The organism is Metabacillus lacus (assembly GCF_009674805.1).
GTDB classification, from domain to species: domain Bacteria; phylum Bacillota; class Bacilli; order Bacillales; family Bacillaceae; genus Metabacillus_C; species Metabacillus_C lacus.
On record NZ_WKKI01000003.1, the window covers coordinates 20,878 to 41,670 of the forward strand.

At 46.6% G+C, this 20,793-nt stretch carries 16 protein-coding genes; 2 read left to right on the forward strand and 14 right to left on the reverse strand.

Annotation, left to right across the window (positions count from 1 at the left end; translation table 11 throughout):
- Positions 1 to 270: 270 nt before the first annotated feature.
- From glpX to GJU40_RS02815, 5 genes are all read right to left on the reverse strand, one after another.
- Positions 271 to 1,233 carry a class II fructose-bisphosphatase gene (glpX, locus tag GJU40_RS02795; RefSeq protein ID WP_154306230.1) on the reverse strand — a complete coding sequence of 321 codons (963 nt, stop codon included), beginning with the start codon at positions 1,231 to 1,233 and terminating at the stop codon, positions 271 to 273.
- Positions 1,234 to 1,311: 78 nt separating this feature from the next.
- Entirely contained in the window at positions 1,312 to 2,601 is a 1,290-nt protein-coding gene (locus tag GJU40_RS02800) for a UDP-N-acetylglucosamine 1-carboxyvinyltransferase (protein WP_154306231.1), read from the reverse strand.
- 312 nt (positions 2,602 to 2,913) lie between these two features.
- Positions 2,914 to 3,561 (reverse strand): fructose-6-phosphate aldolase, encoded by a 648-nt coding sequence (fsa, locus tag GJU40_RS02805; RefSeq protein ID WP_154306232.1) that lies wholly within the window; start codon positions 3,559 to 3,561, stop codon positions 2,914 to 2,916.
- A 106-nt stretch (positions 3,562 to 3,667) separates the two neighbouring features.
- Positions 3,668 to 4,525 carry a class II fructose-bisphosphate aldolase gene (locus GJU40_RS02810; RefSeq protein ID WP_154306233.1) on the reverse strand — a complete coding sequence of 286 codons (858 nt, stop codon included), beginning with the start codon at positions 4,523 to 4,525 and terminating at the stop codon, positions 3,668 to 3,670.
- A gap of 185 nt (positions 4,526 to 4,710) precedes the next feature.
- Positions 4,711 to 5,082: a response regulator gene (locus GJU40_RS02815; RefSeq protein ID WP_154306234.1), complete on the reverse strand. Its 372-nt coding sequence runs from the start codon at positions 5,080 to 5,082 to the stop codon at positions 4,711 to 4,713.
- Positions 5,083 to 5,234: 152 nt separating this feature from the next.
- Here GJU40_RS02815 and GJU40_RS02820 point away from each other — a divergent pair, with 152 nt between their 5' ends.
- Complete coding sequence (locus tag GJU40_RS02820; RefSeq protein WP_154306235.1) at positions 5,235 to 5,771, forward strand: DUF2529 domain-containing protein; 537 nt, start codon at positions 5,235 to 5,237, stop codon at positions 5,769 to 5,771.
- A gap of 1,065 nt (positions 5,772 to 6,836) precedes the next feature.
- Here GJU40_RS02820 and pyrG read toward each other — a convergent pair.
- The 3 genes from pyrG to GJU40_RS02835 all read right to left on the reverse strand — a co-directional run bounded on the left by pyrG (position 6,837) and on the right by GJU40_RS02835 (position 11,334).
- Positions 6,837 to 8,444 carry a CTP synthase gene (gene pyrG, locus GJU40_RS02825; RefSeq protein ID WP_154306236.1) on the reverse strand — a complete coding sequence of 536 codons (1,608 nt, stop codon included), beginning with the start codon at positions 8,442 to 8,444 and terminating at the stop codon, positions 6,837 to 6,839.
- 476 nt (positions 8,445 to 8,920) lie between these two features.
- Positions 8,921 to 9,478, reverse strand: coding sequence for a DNA-directed RNA polymerase subunit delta (gene rpoE / locus GJU40_RS02830; protein ID WP_154306237.1), 558 nt, complete (start codon positions 9,476 to 9,478; stop codon positions 8,921 to 8,923).
- 251 nt (positions 9,479 to 9,729) lie between these two features.
- Positions 9,730 to 11,334 carry a YceG family protein gene (locus GJU40_RS02835; RefSeq protein ID WP_246188262.1) on the reverse strand — a complete coding sequence of 535 codons (1,605 nt, stop codon included), beginning with the start codon at positions 11,332 to 11,334 and terminating at the stop codon, positions 9,730 to 9,732.
- A 107-nt stretch (positions 11,335 to 11,441) separates the two neighbouring features.
- Between GJU40_RS02835 and GJU40_RS02840 the strand changes: the two genes are divergently transcribed.
- Entirely contained in the window at positions 11,442 to 11,678 is a 237-nt protein-coding gene (locus tag GJU40_RS02840) for a hypothetical protein (protein WP_154306239.1), read from the forward strand.
- Positions 11,679 to 12,315: 637 nt separating this feature from the next.
- Here the strand turns inward: GJU40_RS02840 and icmF are convergent.
- From icmF to GJU40_RS02870, 6 genes are read right to left on the reverse strand one after another with little or no spacing between them, the layout of a single operon-like run.
- Complete coding sequence (icmF, locus tag GJU40_RS02845; RefSeq protein ID WP_154306240.1) at positions 12,316 to 15,570, reverse strand: fused isobutyryl-CoA mutase/GTPase IcmF; 3,255 nt, start codon at positions 15,568 to 15,570, stop codon at positions 12,316 to 12,318.
- 40 nt (positions 15,571 to 15,610) lie between these two features.
- Entirely contained in the window at positions 15,611 to 16,237 is a 627-nt protein-coding gene (locus tag GJU40_RS02850; RefSeq protein WP_154306241.1) for a TetR/AcrR family transcriptional regulator, read from the reverse strand.
- A gap of 45 nt (positions 16,238 to 16,282) precedes the next feature.
- Complete coding sequence (locus GJU40_RS02855; protein ID WP_154306242.1) at positions 16,283 to 17,422, reverse strand: acyl-CoA dehydrogenase; 1,140 nt, start codon at positions 17,420 to 17,422, stop codon at positions 16,283 to 16,285.
- A 14-nt stretch (positions 17,423 to 17,436) separates the two neighbouring features.
- The gene (locus tag GJU40_RS02860; protein WP_154306243.1) at positions 17,437 to 18,582 is read right to left on the reverse strand and encodes an acyl-CoA dehydrogenase; all 1,146 of its coding nucleotides are present in this window, start codon (positions 18,580 to 18,582) and stop codon (positions 17,437 to 17,439) included.
- Between the two features lie 30 nt (positions 18,583 to 18,612).
- Positions 18,613 to 19,467: a 3-hydroxybutyryl-CoA dehydrogenase gene (locus tag GJU40_RS02865; protein WP_154306244.1), complete on the reverse strand. Its 855-nt coding sequence runs from the start codon at positions 19,465 to 19,467 to the stop codon at positions 18,613 to 18,615.
- 24 nt (positions 19,468 to 19,491) lie between these two features.
- Positions 19,492 to 20,676, reverse strand: coding sequence for an acetyl-CoA C-acetyltransferase (locus GJU40_RS02870; RefSeq protein ID WP_154306401.1), 1,185 nt, complete (start codon positions 20,674 to 20,676; stop codon positions 19,492 to 19,494).
- Positions 20,677 to 20,793 lie beyond the last annotated feature (117 nt).

Genomic DNA, 20,793 nt, shown 5'->3' on the forward strand with positions numbered 1-20,793 from the left:
ACAAAAATAAACGCAAGAAAAATAGTCATTTTCTTCCACCCATATGTACTTTGTATAGAATATGCAAGGAATTTATGGATAAAGAAGGAATAGAAGGTGAGCTCGAAGCAGTTGAAGAATTTTCTTTCAATAGGAGCACTCTTTAGTTTTACCTTATTTCACAAATATAATCAATATCTTTTGAGGCTCGTAACGTATTTGAAACAATTATGAAACGGATCAGACTTATAACGGCCGCACAGTAGATGGCGGCCGCAGATTAACTTTAGTTTATTTGATGACGAGATTCGGCTTCTTTTTCAGGCTGTGCGTTCCTTCTATAAATCTGACAGTGCCGGATTTTGCACGCATAACAACAGAGTGGGTTGTCCCGATAGAGCCTTTGAATTGGACCCCCTTCAGCAATTCCCCGTCTGTCACACCTGTAGCTGCAAAAATTGCATCATCGCCCTTAACCAGATCCTCCATTCGGAGAATTCTGCTGCAATCAAGTCCCATTGTTTCACAGCGGAGCAGCTCCTGGTCGTTTTGCGGAAGCAGCTTGCCCTGTATTTCCCCGCCAAGGCATTTCAGCGCTGCAGCAGCGAGAACGCCCTCAGGCGCACCGCCGGAGCCAAACAGAATATCGACGCCGGTATGTTCGAAAGCCGTATTAATGGCGCCCGCTACATCTCCGTCATTGATCAGCTTGATCCGGGCTCCCGCCTCCCTCAGCTCGCTGATAATCTGTTCATGGCGCTCCCTGTACAGAACTGTGGCAACAAGATCTTCTATATCTTTGTTTTTCGCCTTTGCAACTGCGCGAAGATTATCAATGATCGGCGCGTTAATATCAATGCAGCCGACTGCCTGCGGCCCTACGGCAATTTTGTCCATGTACATGTCAGGCGCATGAAGCATGTTCCCATGATCTGCAATAGCAAGCACGGCAAGTGCATTCCAGCCTCCGGATGCCACAATGTTCGTTCCTTCAAGCGGATCAACTGCCACATCGACTCGCTGTCCGTAGCCTGTGCCCAGCTTTTCCCCTATGTAGAGCATCGGCGCTTCGTCCATTTCCCCTTCGCCGATGACCACTGTCCCTTTCATCGGGACAGTGTCAAACACATCTCTCATTGCCGAAGTGGCTGCATCGTCAGCTTCATCCTTCTTGCCGCGCCCCATCCATCTGGCAGACGCCAGCGCTGCACCCTCGGTTACACGTACCAGTTCCATTGACAAGCTTCTCTCCATACTGTATTCCTCCCCTTTGATCCCCTGGCTGCTCTATTCTACATTTACCCCACAATGTGTTTTGCCTTCACTGCTCTCCTAAGAGTTTTGCAGCTGTTCAATTTCCTGTTCTGTGAGCTTTTCGCGCCAAATTGTCGCTCCAAGCCCTGTCAGTTTTTCTTCCAGATTGCTGTAGCCCCGGTCAATATGTTCAAGGCCTGTTACCTCTGTGATGCCTTCAGCCATTAGACCTGCAGTCACCAGTGCTGCACCGGCACGAAGGTCACTTGCCTTCACCTTCGCTCCTTGAAGCCTGTTTGTCCCGGTTATGATAGCGGAGCGCCCTTCTACTTTAATCTCGGCGCCCATTCTTCTCAGCTCATCAATATGCTTAAAGCGGGCTGAGTAAATGGTATCGGTGACCACACTGGTCCCCTCCGCCAGCGTTAACAGCGATGTGAGCGGCTGCTGCAAATCGGTTGGAAAACCAGGGTACACCAAGGTTTTCACATCGACTGCTTTCAGCTTTTTCTGCCCTCCGACCACAAGAATCTGATCAGGACTCGTTTCAATGTGCAAGCCCATTTCCCTGAGCTTGGCAATCAGCGATTCCAGATGCAGCGGAATGACATTGTCAATCACCACTTCTTTTCCCATGGAAGCGCCGATTGTCAAATAAGTGCCTGCCTCTATCCGGTCAGGAATGATTTGATGTTTGCAGCCATGAAGCCTTTCGACGCCTTCAATCCTGATCACATCGGTTCCTGCTCCTTTGATTCTTGCTCCCATGCTGCTCAATAATGTTGCCACGTCGATAATTTCAGGCTCTTTTGCAGCATTTTCTATAATTGTCCGGCCTTTGGCAAGAACCGCAGCCAGCATAATATTAATGGTTGCTCCTACACTGACAACATCCAAGTAAATTCTTGCACCCTTCAGCTCATCAGCTCTTAAGTAGATCGCTCCCTGTTCATTCGTTACCTGCGCACCAAGCGCTTCAAATCCCTTGATATGCTGATCAATGGGCCTTGGACCGAGGAAACAACCCCCAGGCAGGCCTATTACCGCTTTTTTAAACCGGCCAAGCATCGCACCCATCAAATAATAGGAAGCACGAAGTTTTTTTACTTTTCCATTCGGCAGGGGCATTGAAATCATTTGTGAAGGATCTACTACCATTTCTCCTTCAGAAAACTCAGCTTTGCCGCCGATTTCTTCAAGAAGGTCCTTTAGAATGTGCACATCAGATATATCCGGAAGCCCCTCTATTGTTACTGTGGACTCCGCCAGGATAGTTGCCGGAATCAGTGCCACTGCACTGTTCTTTGCTCCGCTGATGCTGACAGATCCATTTAAAGGATATCCACCGGCGATTTTTAACTTTTCCATGATGATCTCCCTTCCTATGAAGCATGCTTTTCCTGCTTCTGGGCTTGTCCAGCGGCAGGACATATTTCCAACTTACAGTTTCTGAAAGTATAACACAAAATCCTCTGCAACAGTATTTGCCAAAGAAAAAGAGGTCAGAAGTGCCGGGATTGGGCGAGTGGAAGTTCGAGGTCTCACTTGCTTGCTAACCATTCTAGGTTAATTGGATATTTTTATACTGAGCAGGAGTAAAAAACAGGTTAGTGCCTTTACTCCTGCTCTCACAAAAGGCAAGCACTGCGGCTTGCCCATTATCATCGGTTTTTGGAGCTATTATGCTTTCCGTTTCTCCCAGTCTGCTAAAAACTTTTCAATTCCCTGGTCAGTCAGAGGATGCTTAAAGAGCTGCAAAATGACAGAGTAAGGCACTGTCGCAATATGCGCTCCCCTTATGGCTGCTTCCGTCACATGCTGAGGATGACGGATAGATGCCGCAATAATTTCTGTATCAATGCCGTGAACGCTGAATATTTCAGCTATTGTGGAGACGAGTTCCAGCCCATCCTGGCCAATATCATCCAGCCTTCCAATGAAAGGGGAGACATAAGTGGCTCCAGCCCGGGCGGCAAGCAGTGCCTGATTGGCATTAAAGATAAGAGTAACATTGGTTTTAATGCCCAGATCACTGAATGCTTTTACAGCCTTCAAACCATCTGGTGTCATAGGAACCTTTACAGTAATATTAGACGCAATTTCCGCAAGTTCTTTTCCTTCTTGTATCATCTCTTCGGCTTCAAGTGAAATCACTTCTGCGCTGACTGATCCTTCTACGATACTTGTAATCTCACGAAGCCTGTCATGAAAATGCACATTCTTCTCTTTTGCTACCAAGCTCGGATTCGTCGTGACACCAGCAAGAACACCAAGTTCCTGGGCCTGCTTAATTTCATCCAGATTTGCAGTATCAATGAAAAATAACATCTTCTTCAGCTCCTTAAGAATCAGAAAAATTAGTTTTGTTTGCGCTTACTATTACATCCAAAGGAAACCGCCTCACCCAGAAAGGAGGCGGCAGCTTATCCACATCTTATGCTTTGTTAGAAGAACCAAATTCACGCATTTTTCCACTTACTGTTGCTTTGATTGCATCGCGAGCAGGTCCAAGATATTTACGTGGATCATACTCTTCCGGCTTTTCAGCAAGCACTTCGCGAACAGCCTTTGCAGAAGCGATCTGGTTTTCAGTGTTAACGTTGATTTTTGCAGTTCCGAAAGAAACAGCTCTTTGGATGTCCTTTGTAGGAATTCCAGTTCCTCCGTGAAGAACAAGAGGCATACCTGTAAGGTTTGCGATTTCTTCCATTTCTTTAAAGCCAAGGTTTGGTTCACCTTTGTAAGGACCGTGAACAGAACCAAGAGCAGGAGCAAGGCAGTCAATGCCAGTGCGTTTTACAAGCTCATCACACTCTTTTGGATCAGCATAGATAACACCTTCAGCGATGATGTCATCTTCCTGTCCTCCGACAGTTCCAAGCTCAGCTTCTACAGAAACACCTTTGGAGTGAGCATATTCTACAACTTGGGAAGTTGTTTCAATGTTCTCTTCAAACGGATGATGGGAAGCATCGATCATAACAGATGTGAAGCCTGCGTCGATCGCTTCTTTACATTTGTCGTAGCTTGAACCGTGGTCAAGGTGAATGGCAACCGGTACAGTTGTGCCATAGTCTTCCATAAGACCTTTCACCATGGATACTACAGTTTTGAAGCCGCCCATATAACGTGCAGCACCTTCGGAAACTCCAAGAATAACCGGAGATTTTTCCTCTTCGGCAGCTTGAAGGATTGCTTGTGTAAACTCAAGGTTGTTCAAGTTGAACTGGCCAACTGCATAACCCTCATCTTTTGCTTTGTTCAGCATTTCTGTCATTGATACTAAAGGCATCTAAATGTCCTCCTTATGTAACCTGGATTTTCTAACTTCGAAAAGCGATCTTTTTTAGCATGACCAGAACAAATTACGACTATGTGACATAGATGTACTTCGTTCAGCTTTTCTCTCCTTTTAGAATACCAATTTATTAGGAAATCGGCAACAAATCGACATTTGTTGTAAGATTCCGATAGTTTTCAGGACTTAATTGGCAGGTACTTTCTGACAGCTTCCCTGATTTCATCAATGTCAAAAGGCTTTGCAAAGTGAGTAAGCGCCCCTAGATCCTTCGCTTCCTGAATCATGTCCAGCTCACCGTAGGCAGTCATAATAATCACCCTGATATCCTGATCCACTACCTTCATTCTTTTCAGTATTTCAATACCGTCCATACCAGGAATTTTCATATCCAATAGGACTAGATCCGGCGAATGCTGATTCAAAATCTCAAGAGCCTGAATACCGCTTGCCGCTTGAAAAGTCTGATATCCTTCTTTTTGGAAAACTTCATTTAACAGGATGCGGATGCCGTACTGATCATCTACAATTAATATTTTAAAATCTTTCATTGCTCCACCTCTTCTATCTATAATGGCCGTTATTCCCACGTGAAAGTATTCTTGCTAATGCTTCATTCTCCTTCTTCTAAATATCGACAATTTTCTTCCTGGGCCATTTCCCTTTATAATAAAGAAACTATTATGTTTGGGAGTGTTGAAAAATGCTGAAAATATTTACAACTCAATTGGCCGGGCAGCTTCAGTCCATACAGGGAAATGAAGAGTACTCAATAGAAGACGGCGCCAGGCTTCTTGCTCAGGCTGCCGTCAGCCAGGGCACCATCTATATACATGGCTTCAAAGAGCTTCAAGGCGTGTATCTCCAGGCTTCTCAGAGTGATGAGAAGCTTGTTGCAGCCAAGCCCCTCTTTCAGGAGGATGGCCGTATGGCAGATCTCACATCTGCCGACAGAGTATTGCTCTTTACTCACCTTTCCACAGATTCTGAAGCAATTGAACTCGCCGGGGAGCTTGCTGCCAAGGGAGCGTCAGTAGTCGGCGTTTCTGCTCTGGTGAAATCTGAAGAACCCGGGTTGAGTTCAGCTGTTGACATTCATATCGATTCTAAGCTGAAAAAGCCGCTGATCCCCGATGAAGACGGCACCCGCTTTGGTTTCCCTGCGCTGATCACATCGCTGTATGTTTATTTTGCATTGAGCTTTGCCTTGAAAGAGATGCTCGCGGAGTATATGGATTAAATACGGGTTTTATCTCAGAGAACTCAGCAAACCGGGGGTTCTTGCTATCGGTTATCACGCCAATTGTAATTTGGAATCCACCAGGATCAATGATGTACCCAGTATTTTCCCAATAAGCGGAATTGTTACGCCTATTGATCGGGCGGGCTGTTCAACCAGGGTCAATGGGGTACCCAGCTTGAAAATAAACGGAGCTTTTCCGCTTACTTACAGAAATGAGCCTTTTTTTGGGCTAAATAAGGGTAGCTTTTCCGGTTAAGCTCTTGAAAAACCCTCATTTGCCCTGTTTTGGAGGCCATAGACGGAATATCTCCGTCTATCCAGGGCTTTTTTCATGATATTTTCACAATAAGCGGAATTGTTACGCCTATTGATCGGGCGGGCTAGCTCAACCAGGGTCAATGGTGTACCCAGCTTGAAAATAAACGGAGTTTTTCCGCTTACTTTCAGAAATGAGCCTTTTTGTGGCTAAATAAGGGTAGCTTTTCCGGTTAAGCTCTTGAAAAACCCTCATTTGGCCTTGTTTGGGAGGCCATAGACGGAATATCTCCGTCTATCCAGGGCTTTTTTCACGATATTTCCCCAATAAGCGGAATTGTTACGCCTATTGATCGGGCGGGCTAAGCTCAACCAGGGTCACTGGCGTCCCCAGCCTAAAAATAAACGGAGCTTTTCCGCTTACTTACAGAAATGAGCCTTTATTTGGGCTAAATAAGGGTAGCTTTTCCGGTTAAGCTCTTGAAAAACCCTCATTTGCCCTGTTTAGGAGGCCATAGACGGAATATCTCCGTCTATTCACTGCTGTTTTCACGATATTTTCCCAATAAGCGGAATTGTTACGCCTATTGATCGGGAGGGCGGGCTGTTCAACCAGGGTCCTCAGCATGATCAATGACATACCCAGCCTGATCGAAAAAACTGCCCAACCAGGGTCCTCAGCATGATCAAAGACGTATCCAGCTCGATCGAAAAAACTGCCCAACCAGGGTCCTCAGCATGTACCCACTAACACAGCCAAAAAAATAAAAAGCCGGGGAAATTCCTCCGGCTTTTGCACTTTATAAATTACATTTTTTCAGAAACCACTAGAGACGCGCGGATAAATTCACGGAACAAGGGCTGCGGTCTTGTTGGACGTGAAGTGAATTCCGGGTGAAATTGTGAAGCAACGAACCATGGGTGGTCCTTGAGTTCAATTATTTCCACTAGTCTGCCGTTCGGGCTTGTTCCTGAGAATATAAAGCCTGCATCTTCCATTTGCTGGCGGAATTCATTGTTGAATTCATAGCGGTGGCGGTGACGCTCATAGATGACTTCATCTGCATAAGCTTCATATGCTTTTGATTTTTCGTCAAGCTTGCACGGATAAATGCCAAGGCGAAGGGTTCCGCCAAGATCTTCAATATCCTTTTGTTCCGGAAGAAGGTCAATAACCGGATAAGGTGTACCCGCATCAATTTCTGCAGAGTGGGCGCCTTCAAGTCCGAGAACATTTCTCGCAAACTCAATGGATGCTACCTGCATTCCAAGACAGATGCCAAGGAAAGGTACTTTGTTTTCGCGGGCAAATTTTGTAGCGATAATTTTCCCTTCCACACCACGGTCGCCGAATCCGCCAGGCACAAGAATGCCGTCCACTCCTCCGAGCAGTTCGTTTACGTTGTCAGCTGTCACTTCTTCAGCGTTCACCCATTTTATGTCGATGTCTGCGTCAAAGGCATAGCCTGCATGCTTCATTGCCTCTACAACGGAAATATAGGCATCCTGAAGTTCAACGTATTTTCCTACCAGGGCAATGGAGGTTGTTTTGCTGAGGTTCGTAACCTTTTGGACAAGCTCTTTCCACTCCGCCATATCAGGTTCCTGGCAGTTCAGCTTCAGGTGCTCGCATGTAATGCTGTCCAGATTCTGTTCCTGCAGTGCAAGAGGCACAGAGTAAAGCGTTTCGGCATCGCGTGCTTCAATTACAGCTTTTGTATCAATATCACAAAATAGTGCAATTTTGTCTTTCATGTCTTGTGAAATCGGGCTTTCTGTACGAACAACAATGACATTCGGCTGAATTCCAAGGCTTCTCAGTTCTTTTACACTATGCTGAGTCGGCTTTGTTTTCATCTCTCCTGCAGCTTTAATATAAGGAACGAGTGTACAGTGGATGTACATGACATTGTCCCGGCCAATGTCGCTCTTGATTTGGCGGATTGCCTCAAGGAAAGGCAGAGATTCAATATCTCCTACCGTTCCGCCGATTTCAGTGATGACCACATCGGCATTTGTTTCTTTTCCTGCGCGGAACACACGCTCTTTGATTTCATTTGTGATATGAGGAATGACCTGAACTGTTCCGCCAAGATAATCTCCGCGGCGCTCTTTTCTAAGAACTGTGGAATAAATTTTCCCTGTTGTTACATTGCTGTATTTGTTCAGGTTAATATCAATAAAACGTTCATAGTGCCCCAGATCCAAATCTGTTTCAGCACCGTCATCTGTTACGAATACTTCACCATGCTGATAAGGGCTCATTGTGCCCGGGTCCACGTTAATGTATGGGTCAAACTTTTGGATCGTCACATTCAGGCCGCGATTTTTTAACAATCTCCCCAGAGAGGCTGCTGTAATCCCTTTACCTAACGATGAAACAACTCCGCCTGTTACAAAAATATACTTAGTCATGTACTGATACTTCCCCCTCTAATATAATTGCGTAATCTTAATGTGCGCCAAAGCACATGAAAACATTTGTCATGGGTGACCGGGAAACAAAGAAAGGCCTGCTCTTTCACAGGAAAGAGTGCCCTTTGCTCTGATTCCATTGCTCAAAATAAGAAGCCTATTGCATCTTAGAGACACAATAAGCTTGATTGCATTCCGGAAAATGCGCAGTACAGCTGCAGCCGGTCACTGAGACATGCCAGAGCGTCTGCCTGAAAGTTGTAAGGCAGACCGCCCTATCATACAGCAGCGATGCCTGCCCGGCGAACTGCTGGACAGCGGCTGCCCGATTCCTGGTTAACTCCGGAAAAAATAAGAAAGCTCCCTTTCAAAAGTTTCATTGAAAGGGAGCTTATTGTTTATAATAAGACGAACAATTGCTTTTTTAAGAGCCCAAATAAAATACTACATATTTCGGCACAGAAAGTCAAGGAGAATTATAATTCCTCTTCCTCGTCTTCTTCCACTTCTTCTTCATCATCTTCTTCGTCTTCGATATCGTAATCTTCATCTTCAATTTCAAGATCTTCGTCGATGTCCTCATCTTCATCTTCATCATCTTCTACAAGGTCATCATCATCGAGTGCATCGTCTTCCTCAAATACATCCAGATCGTCATCAAAGTCAAGATCTTCTTCTTCAACTTCGTCAAAGTCCTCGAGCTCTTCATCATCAACAGCTTTTTTGCTCTTTTTCTTCTTAGCTTTTGCCACAGGCTGTGCTTCTTCTTCCATCTGGTCATAAGGGTACCAGTTGCGAAGGCCCCAGTTGTTTTCCTGAAGGATGATAAAGCGGCCGTCAATGTTTAGATCAGTATAAAATTGTGCAATTTTTTCTGCAACCTGCTCTTTGGAAAGACCAAGCAAACTGGAAATACGGTCTACCAGCTCGGAAAATGGGATCGGCTGCTTGTTATTGTCCTTCAGCAGATCGTATGCTACTTCAACCATTGCCATTTCTTTTAGTTGTTCTGGTGAGTATTGCTTTAAACTCAATTTCAGGCACTCCTTTTCTATGTGAATCATCTATTTGGATCTCATATGAATAAGATTGCTAGACAAACAGATCGATTTCAGCAAATTTTCCCATATGTACGATCTTTATGCAGTCATACCATTCATTATAAACAATTCCAGGCACTTTATGCCACATTAATCTGTTCAAAAACAAAATATCTCACAGACCTTTTCTTCTCACACCCTGCCGCTCCGTGAATCCACCCTGTTCAGCCCTTCCGCAGGCTTTCCTAAAACCATTTCCGTAAAAGCCTCTTGACTGCTGACGGCTCGCGAAAGCCTTCGCCATAGCTCATCTCCTCAAGCCAGTGATTGTCGAAATATTGTTCTTCAATATACTTTTCAAGGTCGAGCCGGCCAGGCGGGTTGAACAGAATCAGATCTATGCCAAACTCATTTAACAGCAGCAGCAGGGCAGCATCCGACCGGGTGAGATAGCCGTTGTTTTCATTATGATACAAAATTAATTTCGGTACGTCATGCGGGAGATCAAAATTTTGAAGCAGAATCAACATATCTTTCGGAATCTGCAGGGCCTGATGAAACAGGTAAAGCTGCAGCTCAAAAAGCGTCTCGTCCTTCAGCTGCTTCAGTCTCGGACGTTCACAATGACGCGAAATGGCAGAAGCAAGCGCAAGCTGAAATCCTTTAGGCAGGCTGGTGTATTTCCACCACTCTCCAAGGACCATTTTTTCAGGATCCAGCACCGTACTGTCCTCAGCCAGTGAAGCTGAATAATGGAGGGGGTTGATGCTGCTTGTTTTTCTTGTAAAAGGAAAGCTTTTGATGGTGGAGGCCTGCGGCTGCTGCATGAGCTCCTGTACCGCTCTCCAGTACCTTCTCCTATTCTTTGAAACGCCGAGCACCTTTGAAAACAAGACCGGTATCCTGACAGAGTCCTCTCCTGCCTGAAAGCCTGGGCGGATGCTCCCCGGCTGTTTGCCAATCATAAACATTTCTTCATATGTCGTTTTCAAGGTGAGGGAACTGGTTCTATGTTCTCTGAACTGCCACGGCCTGTAGTACAGGCTGTTTTTTTCAGAAAGCAGCTCTTCAATTTCCTTTGAGGCCCTGTAGGCGGGAGTTGCGGTGCGTTTCTCTTCCACTGCAGCTGAGGCAGGAGTGCTTTTGCTGCTCTCGCTGATTTGATGGTGGTAGGAAAGCATCTGCATGGACTCTGAGCTGAGAGGCACATCAGTGAACACAAGCTCTTCATCCTGCCCGAAACAGACCACATCAAAGCCGAACTTCATCAGCAGCAGCAAAAAATACTGCTCGCTTTGCGAAGCCTTGCCCCTCCACATAATTTTAGGCAGTTGCTTTAAATCAAAATCTGCTTCCTCCACCCATATTTGCAGATGGTTGTGCGACCATTTTATCAAGTCGATGCACACCCGCTTGAACACCAGATAAGGAAGCTTCCCACTGTGAATTCTCTGAAAAATTTCCTCTGTGCATTGATGAAAATGCTCTTTCAGCGAAGGATGGAGCTGAGGAAGAAGTGATAACATGATCTCTTTTGCAGCATGTTCTCTGCCCATATTCTTTTTTCTGCTGTATCTTAATATTTTTTCCGTGCTGCTCAGCATGTCAGAAGAAATGGTATTATCCATAAAACTGCTTAGCACATGCACAGACAGTTTCTTGTCGTAAACCAGACTGTCTATTTTTTGCTGAGGCGCGTTCTTCACAAACACAGACAGTGCAGGCAGCGAAAGCATGCCTCCGGTTTCCAGAAAACCCTTCCGTTCCACGGGGCTTTTACTCAGCTGAATAAGCCAGTTGTCAATATTCATCTCTGCCTGCAGTATTTCTATTTTTCTATCCCCTTCCATCGGCAAACTCCCTCCTCCTTCGCTGTATACATTTGTCTTTTTTAGAATAAATTAAGGTAAGAACCTTCTTTCCGTGGGGAAATTCTATATAAAGGGGCTTACCGTCCATGAGAGTATCTATCAAACAGTTAAAAGACAAACGGACTCAAGCCGCATTGAATGAACTGTTTTCTCTGTCAGATTATTTCCGTTTTCCTCTGCTGATCATTATTTTTCTGGCCTTGCCGCTCGCCAGCCTGTTTTTCTCGCCAAACAGGGAGCTCATTGCTTTCTTTTGCCTTCTTTCCGTAATCGGAACTCTTATCACCGCTGTTCTGCTGTGCACGCACAAACGGTTTTTATAGGCTCCTTCCTTTTAACAGGAGATACCTATTTTTTCCGCCTACTCCTTTATTACCACTATTTCATGTTTATAGTCTTCTCTGTCTGCAAATTTATCTGCGAAACAATGGCAGAAATGGTTTCAGGGTGAAGGGAGCTGTAGACAAAGTCTTTGAAAATAGGGCTTTGTTTACAGTTTTTTTAGTTTGGCGGCCGATACAGGGTTGTCCTTTTCGGGCGCTCGGCTATCCGCAGGGCATGCAGGCGGAAATCTCTCTTGTCACAGCTGGCCCACCTTCCACTTTAACAGCAAGGTTCGAAAAAATAGACTGGCAGTGGTATCTTGATGAACCAAGGAAAAAATAAACGGAGCATTTCCGGTTACATGAAAAAAATAGCACTTTTTAGAAAAAATAAGGGAAGCATTTCCGGCTATGCCCCCAAAAACTCTCTATTTCAGGCTTTCTGGAGGTGATAGCCGGAATTTCTCCGGCTATTAGGGGCTTTTTTCACGATATTTTTTACTTAAGCGGAAAACTTACGTCTATTTATTACTGGGTATGCTCTCTATTGCGGCAGGGTGTGCAAGCCAAACAGTCTGCCTAAGTAAAAAGAACTGCCGGGGTTACCGGCAGCCCTGTGGCTCTTAAAACGAAGCAACTACATATTTCTTCTGTACTGACCGCCTACCGTGTAGAGCGCTTTTGTGATTTGGCCGAGGCTCGCATATTTGACGGTTTCCATCAGTTCCGCAAAGAGATTTTCGTTTGAAATTGCTGCTTCCTGCAGGGACTGCAGCGCCTGCTCGCATTTCTCCTTGTTTTCCTCTTGAAATTCTTTTAAATGCTGTATTTGCATCTCTTTTTCTTCTTTAGAGGCACGAGCCAGCTCCATGTTGTCCATGGCATCCTCAGAAGGAGGATTCGGATTCAGGTACGTGTTGACCCCTATAATCGGCAGCTCGCCGGAATGCTTTTTCATTTCATAGTACATGGATTCTTCCTGAATCTTGCCCCGCTGATACTGCGTTTCCATCGCACCGAGCACTCCGCCGCGCTCATTGATACGGTCAAATTCCTGCAGCACTGCCTGCTCCACAAGATCTGTCAGTTCTTCAATCATGAAAGAGCCTTGAAGCGGGTTTTCATTTTTTGTTAAACCGTGTTCTTTTGTGATAATCATTTGAATGGCCATTGCTCTGCGCACAGATTCTTCCGTCGGAGTTGTAATTGCCTCATCGTATGCATTTGTGTGAAGCGAGTTACAGTTGTCATGCAGCGCCATCAGGGCCTGAAGTGTTGTTCTGATATCGTTAAAGTCAATTTCCTGCGCGTGCAAAGAACGTCCCGACGTTTGAACATGGTACTTCAGCTTTTGGCTCCGTTCATTTGCCCCGTACTTTTCACGCATAACAACAGCCCAGATTCTTCTTGCCACTCTTCCAATAACGGTATATTCAGGATCCAGCCCGTTTGAAAAGAAAAATGAAAGATTTGGCGCAAAGTCATCAATATTCATTCCCCGGCTCAAATAATATTCCACATACGTGAAGCCATTTGCCAAAGTAAAGGCAAGCTGCGAAATTGGGTTCGCGCCGGCTTCCGCAATATGATATCCCGATATGGAGACAGAATAATAGTTTCTGACTTTTTGATTGATAAAGTATTCCTGAATGTCGCCCATCAGCTTTAGTGCAAACTCTGTTGAAAAGATACAGGTGTTCTGCCCCTGATCTTCTTTCAAAATATCCGCCTGCACCGTTCCCCTTACCGTGCTGAGAGTGGTTCTTTTTACTTGATCGTACTCTTCCTCTGTCAGCTGCCTGCCAAGCTCTTCCTCCCGCTTATCAACCTGCTGCTGAATGGCTGTGTTCATGAACATTGCCAGCATGATCGGCGCAGGGCCGTTAATGGTCATTGATACAGATGTTGACGGCGCACAAAGATCAAATCCAGCGTAAAGCTTTTTCATATCATCCAGTGTACAGATGCTGACACCGCTCTCTCCGATTTTTCCGTAAATATCAGGACGGTACGCCGGATCTTCGCCATAAAGGGTGACAGAATCAAAAGCAGTGCTCAGCCGCTTCGCCGAGTCATCCTTGGAAAGATAATGAAAGCGCCTGTTCGTGCGGTCTGGAGTTCCCTCTCCTGCAAACTGCCGCTTTGGATCCTCGCCTTCCCGCTTGAATGGAAATACGCCTGCTGTATAAGGATAATAGCCGGGCAGATTTTCTCTGTACACCCACTGAAGTATCTCGCCATAGTCCTTGTATTTCGGAAGCATGACCTTTGGAATGGAAATGCCCGATAATGACACTGTTCTCAGCTTGGTAACAAGCTCTTTGTCTCTGATTTTTGTAACAAACTGCTCGCCTGCATATTTTTCCTTTGTCTGCTGCCAGCTTGCAAGAATCTGTCTACTTTCTCTGGACAGTTGTTCCTCCAGATCTTTTTTTATGTTACTCAAGGTTTCTGTCACTTCAGCAGAGCTGCCGCTTTCCTCTGCGCATTCCAGGGCACCTTCCACCTGAAACAGCCTTCTCGCCAGTGAAGCCTGAATTTCTGACTGCTTATGATAATTTCTGATCGTTTCACTAAGCTCTCTTAAGTAGTAGCGGCGCTCCGGCGGAATAATCACATTTTGCTTTTCCACTTTCTTGACGCCTATCAACTTAGATTCCCAGTTTTTCTGAGCTTTTTGATTGATTACTTTCAGCAGAGCCAGAAACAGCGTATTTGTGCCGGGGTCATTGAACTGGCTTGCGATGGTGCCGTAAACAGGCATCTCGTCAAGATCCTTTTCAAACAGCATATGGCTGCGCTGATATTGCTTTTGCACCTGTCGCCTTGCATCCTCTGAACCCTTCCGCTCAAATTTATTGATCACGATCAAATCTGCATAATCGATCATATCTATTTTTTCAAGCTGAGTAGGTGCACCAAATTCGCTCGTCATCACATACATAGACAGATCGCAGATTTCAGTGATAGCTGCGTCTCCCTGCCCGATGCCGCTCGTCTCGACAATCACCAGGTCATAGCCGGCAGCTTTTACAACTGAAATGGCATCCTTTATTGCCAGCGACAGCTCTGATCTGGACTGCCTTGTTGCAAGGCTTCTCATATAAACGTTGGGATGAAAGATGGCATTCATCCGAATTCTGTCCCCGAGCAGCGCCCCGCCGGTTTTCTGTTTGGTCGGATCGACAGACAGCACCGCTATTTTTATTTGAGGAATTTCATTCAAAAACCGGCGGATCAATTCATCTGTGAGCGAGCTTTTCCCTGCGCCCCCTGTCCCCGTGATCCCCAGTACAGGGGCATCAACATGAATGGATTTGATTTTTTCCAGCACTTCTTCTGCTGCAGCTGCCGTCTCCCTTGACGCAGACACCTGCGTTTCCGCAGCAGTGATCAGCTTTGCAACAGCCCTCACCTCACCCTTTTGAAGCTCTTCAACCTCTTTTTCAAGGGAGGTGATTGTGGAAAAGTCGCATTCCTCTATCATCAGGTTAATCATGCCCTGAAGCCCCAGCTTGCGCCCGTCTTCCGGAGAAAAAATTCTGGCTATGCCGTATTCATGAAGCTCTTTTATTTCCTTGGGAATGATGACGCCTCCGCCTCCGCCGTAAACACGGATATGAGACGCCCCTTTTTCCTTCAAAAGATCGCACATATATTTAAAAAACTCTACATGTCCGCCTTGATAGGATGAAATGGCAATTCCCTGGGCATCTTCCTGAATGGCAGCATTGACTATTTCCTCAACAGATCTGTTGTGGCCAAGGTGAATTACTTCCGCCCCCGTTGCCTGAAGAATTCTTCTCATAATATTGATGGAAGCATCGTGTCCGTCAAATAAGCTCGATGCCGTTACAAACCTGACCGGATTCACCGGCTGGTATACATGCATATCTCTTCCCCCTTTTGTTCAGCCGCTTTCCCCGCAGCTATTATTTCTCCCTGAGCATTCCCCTTAAAATCAGCTCTGTCTGAAGCTCTATATACTCATCCAGAGAGTAGACATTCTGCAGTGCCCACCTTCTGAATGCCCACATCTGGCCCTGAACAAAGATATTGTGTGCAAGCATCTTCTGCTCCCGTTCATGAAGCAGAAGTTCCCCAGCCCTCACACAGTTTAAGATTACCTTTTCAAACATGCCCACCATCTCGATTTCTTTTTGCAGAACATACGGAAGTGCATCTTTTGAAAGAGACTTGGCCTCCTGATACATGACCAGCACTTCATCCTGCATTTCATCCACCACTCTGAAATAATCGGCAATTGCCCGTCTTAAGCATTCAACAGAGCCCTGCTTCATGTCGAGTTCTCTTTCAAGCCTTTCTCTTACTCCGTCATAGATGGTATCGCATACAAGGTAGAGGACGTCTTCCTTTTGACGGATATATTCATACAGCGTTCCAATGCTGAACCCTGCCGCTTTTGCAATTTCCCTTGTTGTTGTCCGGTGAAAGCCCTTTTGCTTGAACAGACTCACCGCGCCCTTCACCATCTGATCCCGTCTCATTTGAATCAGCCGCTCATCTTTCACAGAAGCCGGCACTTCTCTTTTGCTCATGTCTTTTCACCACTTTATGAGGGCAGCCTGAGAGGCTGAACCATCTTATTTCGTTAGCATCCTGGAAATGACGAGCCTCTGAATCTCTTGGGTGCCTTCATAAATTTGAGTGATTTTTGCATCGCGCATGTAGCGTTCCACAGGATAGTCCTTTGTATAGCCGTATCCGCCAAACACCTGTACCGCCTCTGTCGTTACCTTCATGGCGGCATCACCCGCAAACAGCTTCGACATCGCTGATTCTTTTCCATAAGGAAGGCCTTCAGATTCCAGCCATGCCGCCTGATAAGTCAGCAGCCTTGCCGCCTCCACACTTGTTGCCATATCTGCAAGCTTAAAGCCGATGCCCTGCTGCGCGGCAATTGGTTTTCCAAACTGCACCCGCTCTTTTGCGTAATCCACCGAAGCATCCAGCGCCCCCTGAGCAATGCCCACAGCTTGTGCAGCAATGCCGTTTCTTCCGCCGTCAAGGGTCATCATGGCAATTTTGAATCCGTCTCCCTCATTGCCAAGCAGGTTCTCTTTCGGCACTTTGCAGTCTTCGAATATGATTTCAGTGGTAGGAGATGACCGAATGCCCAGCTTGCTTTCTTTTTTGCCCACGCTGAAGCCTGGAAAGCTGCTTTCCACTATGAACGCGCTGGTTCCTTTATGTTTGTTCTCTGGATCTGTCAGTGCAAAAACGATGTAAATATCAGCGATGCCGCCATTCGTAATAAAGATCTTTGAACCGTTAAGAATGTAGGAATCACCGTCAAGTTTCGCAGTGGTTTTCATCCCCCCGGCATCAGAGCCGGAGCCAGGCTCGGTAAGGCCGTAGCCGCCGATTTTCTCGCCCTGCGCCATCGGTCTTAAATAGGTCTGTTTTTGCTCTTCAGTCCCGAATTTGTACACCGGCCAGCCTGCAAGCGACGTGTGGGCTGACAGCGTCACCCCGGTTGAGGCGCACACTCTTGACAGCTCTTCAACAGCAATAACATAGGCAAGATAGTCGCTGCCGATTCCGCCGTATTCTTCAGGCCACGGAATACCCGTGAGTCCAAGCTCCGCCATCTTTTTAAATAGGTCCATATCAAAGCGCTCTTCTTCATCACGCTCCGCTGCTGTTGGCTCTACTTCATTTTTTGCAAAATCGCGGACCATTTTCCGAATCATTTCATGTTCTTCTGATAATTTAAAATACATGTCCCATCCCCCGTTTAAGAATTCATTTTAGCCAGATGTTTGCTGATGACGATTCGCTGAATTTCACTCGTTCCCTCATAAATCTCGCAAACTTTCGCATCCCTGAAAAAGCGCTCTGCCGGATAATCCTTTGTATAGCCGTAGCCGCCGTAAACTTGAATGGCTTCTGTTGACACTTCCATTGCCGTTTTGGAAGAGAACAGCTTTGCCATCGAAGCTTCCTTTCCGCAAGAGGCCCCTTTGTTTCTCAAAAAAGCAGCCTGATAGGTTAAGAGGCGCGCCGCTTCCACATTTGTCGCCATGTCTGCGAGCTTGAATGCAATCCCCTGCTGAGCTGCTATCGGCTTTCCGAACTGATGCCTCTCCCTGGCATAGGCCGCTGCATGCTGAAGGGCTGCTTCCGCGATTCCAAGCGATTGCGCTGCGATTCCAATCCTGCCCGAGTCGAGATTTGCCATCGCAATTTTGAAGCCTTCCCCCTCCTTACCAAGCAGATTTTCTGCTGGCACAAGCGCGTCTTCGAAGGAGAGTTGAACAGTTCTTGATCCATGAAGGCCCATCTTATGCTCATCTTTTCCGATTAGGAAGCCCGGGGTTTCTTTTTCCACTATAAAGGCCGATACTCCCTTTGATCCCTCTGCAGGATTTGTAGAGGCGAACACAATATATGTATCTGCCTCGCCCCCGTTTGTAATGAAGACTTTGGAACCGTTCAGCCTGTAGAAGTCTCCCTCCTTCACAGCCTTTGTTTTCAAACTTCCCGCATCAGATCCCGCACCAGGCTCTGTGAGGCAGAATGCGCCAAGATACTCTCCCCCTGCCAGTCTGGGAACATATTTCTGCTTTTGCTCCTCTGTTCCAAAATACAGAATCGGATAGGTTCCGACAGAAGTATGGACCGACAGGATTACTCCTACAGTTGCACTAACTCTCGACAATTCATTGATTGCGATAATATAAGATGTAAAATCCATGCCGGATCCGCCGTATTCTTCAGGTACAGGAATGCCCATTAAACCCAGTTCGCCCATTTTGCGAAGTATCTCCCTTGGAAACTCCCCCTGCTCCATCCGTTCCACAAAAGGGGCAATTTCCTCCTGAGCAAACTCCCGCACCATTTTTCTCATCATTTCCTGTTCTTCAGTGAACACAATATCCATGCCGCTCTCCCCTTTGCTGCCTTTTGCCGATCAGGTTTCGTATGTGTAAAAGCCCCTGCCTGATTTTTTTCCGAGCCAGCCGGCTTTCACATATTTTCTTAACAGCGGGCAGGGCCGGTACTTGTCATCCCCAAAGCCATCGTGCAGTGTTTCCATGATGTACAGGCAGGTATCCAGTCCGATAAAATCTGCAAGTGTCAGCGGTCCCATTGGATGATTCATCCCAAGCTTCATGACCTCGTCCACCGCCTCGGGAGCTGCTACTCCTTCATACACCGTATAAATCGCTTCATTGATCATCGGCATCAGAATTCTGTTAGATACAAATCCCGGAAAATCATTTACTTCCACAGGAACTTTGCCGAGCTTTTCCGTCATTTCTTCTACAGCCTTATAAACACTGTCTTCTGTCGCAAGCCCCCTGATGATTTCCACAAGCTTCATGACAGGAACCGGGTTCATAAAATGCATGCCGATCACCTTTTGCGGCCGCTGTGTTGCTGCAGCAATTTCCGTAATGGGCAGAGAAGATGTATTTGTCGCAAGAATGGTTTTCTTCTGTGCAATATTGTCCAGCTCCGCAAACAGCGCTGACTTTACTTCCATATTCTCAACCGCAGCCTCAATGACCAGGTCTGCATTCGCTGCATTTTCAAGATCAGTCGACAAGGACATGCGTGCGAGAATGTCCTCCTTTTCCCCGTCTTCCATGCGTCCCTTATCAACCTGGCGCTGCAGGTTTTTCCTGATGCCGCTCATACCTCTCTCTGTAAATTCTGGCTTCAAATCATGCAGCACGACTGTATAGCCTGCCTGCGCACATACTTGGGCGATGCCTGAACCCATCTGGCCTGCCCCAATGACCATTACGTTTTCAATACTCATTTTCTTCTCCCCTTTGCCGCTTGATTAGCTGCCTACCTCAATCATGATGGCGTCTCCCTGTCCTCCGCCGCTGCAAATCGCCGCAATGCCAATTCCGCCGCCCTGGCGCTTTAATTCATGTATGAGCGTGATGATAATTCTTGCTCCACTAGCCCCGATTGGATGACCAAGCGCCACAGCTCCTCCGTTCACATTCACTTTTTCCGCATCCAGCCCCGAGATCTGGCTGCTTGCCAATGCAACAGCAGCAAATGCTTCGTTAATCTCAAACAAATCAATTTCATCCGCAGACTTTCCTGTTTTCTTCAGCAGTTCATTGATAACAAGACCTGGTGTTTTCGGAAAATCCTTTGCTTCCACAGAGACAGCAGCATGGCCAAGAATAACAGCGAGCGGCTCGCGGCCTTCTTTCTCCGCACGTTCTTCACTCATCAAGACAAGTGCAGCTGCGCCGTCATTGATGCCGGGTGCATTTCCTGCCGTAATGGTCCCATCATGGTTAAAAACAGGGGACAGCTTTGAAAGGCGTTCAAGGGACGTGTCTTTTCGAGGACCCTCATCTTCTGTCACCACAATGGGATCTCCTTTCCGCTGCGGAACCTCCACACCTGTTATTTCATCTCGAAAAAGACCGGACTCAACAGCCTTTACCGCCCGCTGATGGCTTCTCAGCGCCCACTCATCCTGTGCCTCCCTTGAAATATCCAGCTCTTTTGCAGTGCCATTGCCGTAGGTACCCATGTGAACGTTTGTAAAGCTGCAGGTCAGTCCGTCATGCACCATCAAATCCTTCACAGCACCGTCACCCATTCTCAGCCCCCATCTTGCTTTTGGAAGCAGATAAGGCGCGTTAGACATAGACTCCATTCCTCCGGCTACAATGACTTCTTCGTCGCCTGCCCTGATAATCTGGTCGCCAAGCGTGACGCTGCGCAGTCCTGATGCACATACTTTGTTAATGGTTTCTGTTTTTACCTCCCAGGGAATGTCGGCGAATCTGGCAGCCTGGCGCGATGGAATCTGCCCCTGACCTCCCTGCAGTACAGATCCCATAATCACCTCATCCACTGAATCCGCTGAAACGCCTGCTCTTGAAAGAGCCTCTTTAATGGCTGTTCCTCCGAGCTGCGCGGCAGTTAACGTACTGAGCGCTCCGCCAAATTTTCCAAAAGGTGTTCTCACTCCGCTTAAAATCACTGTTCTCCCCATTTTGACCGCCCCTTTTTGATTTTCTCCGCTTTGCTGCAAAGCTGCATTAGCAGTAATAGTAAACGCTTTCAATTACTCCCGATTGAACGCTCGCTCAGCACTGCTGCACAGCAATGC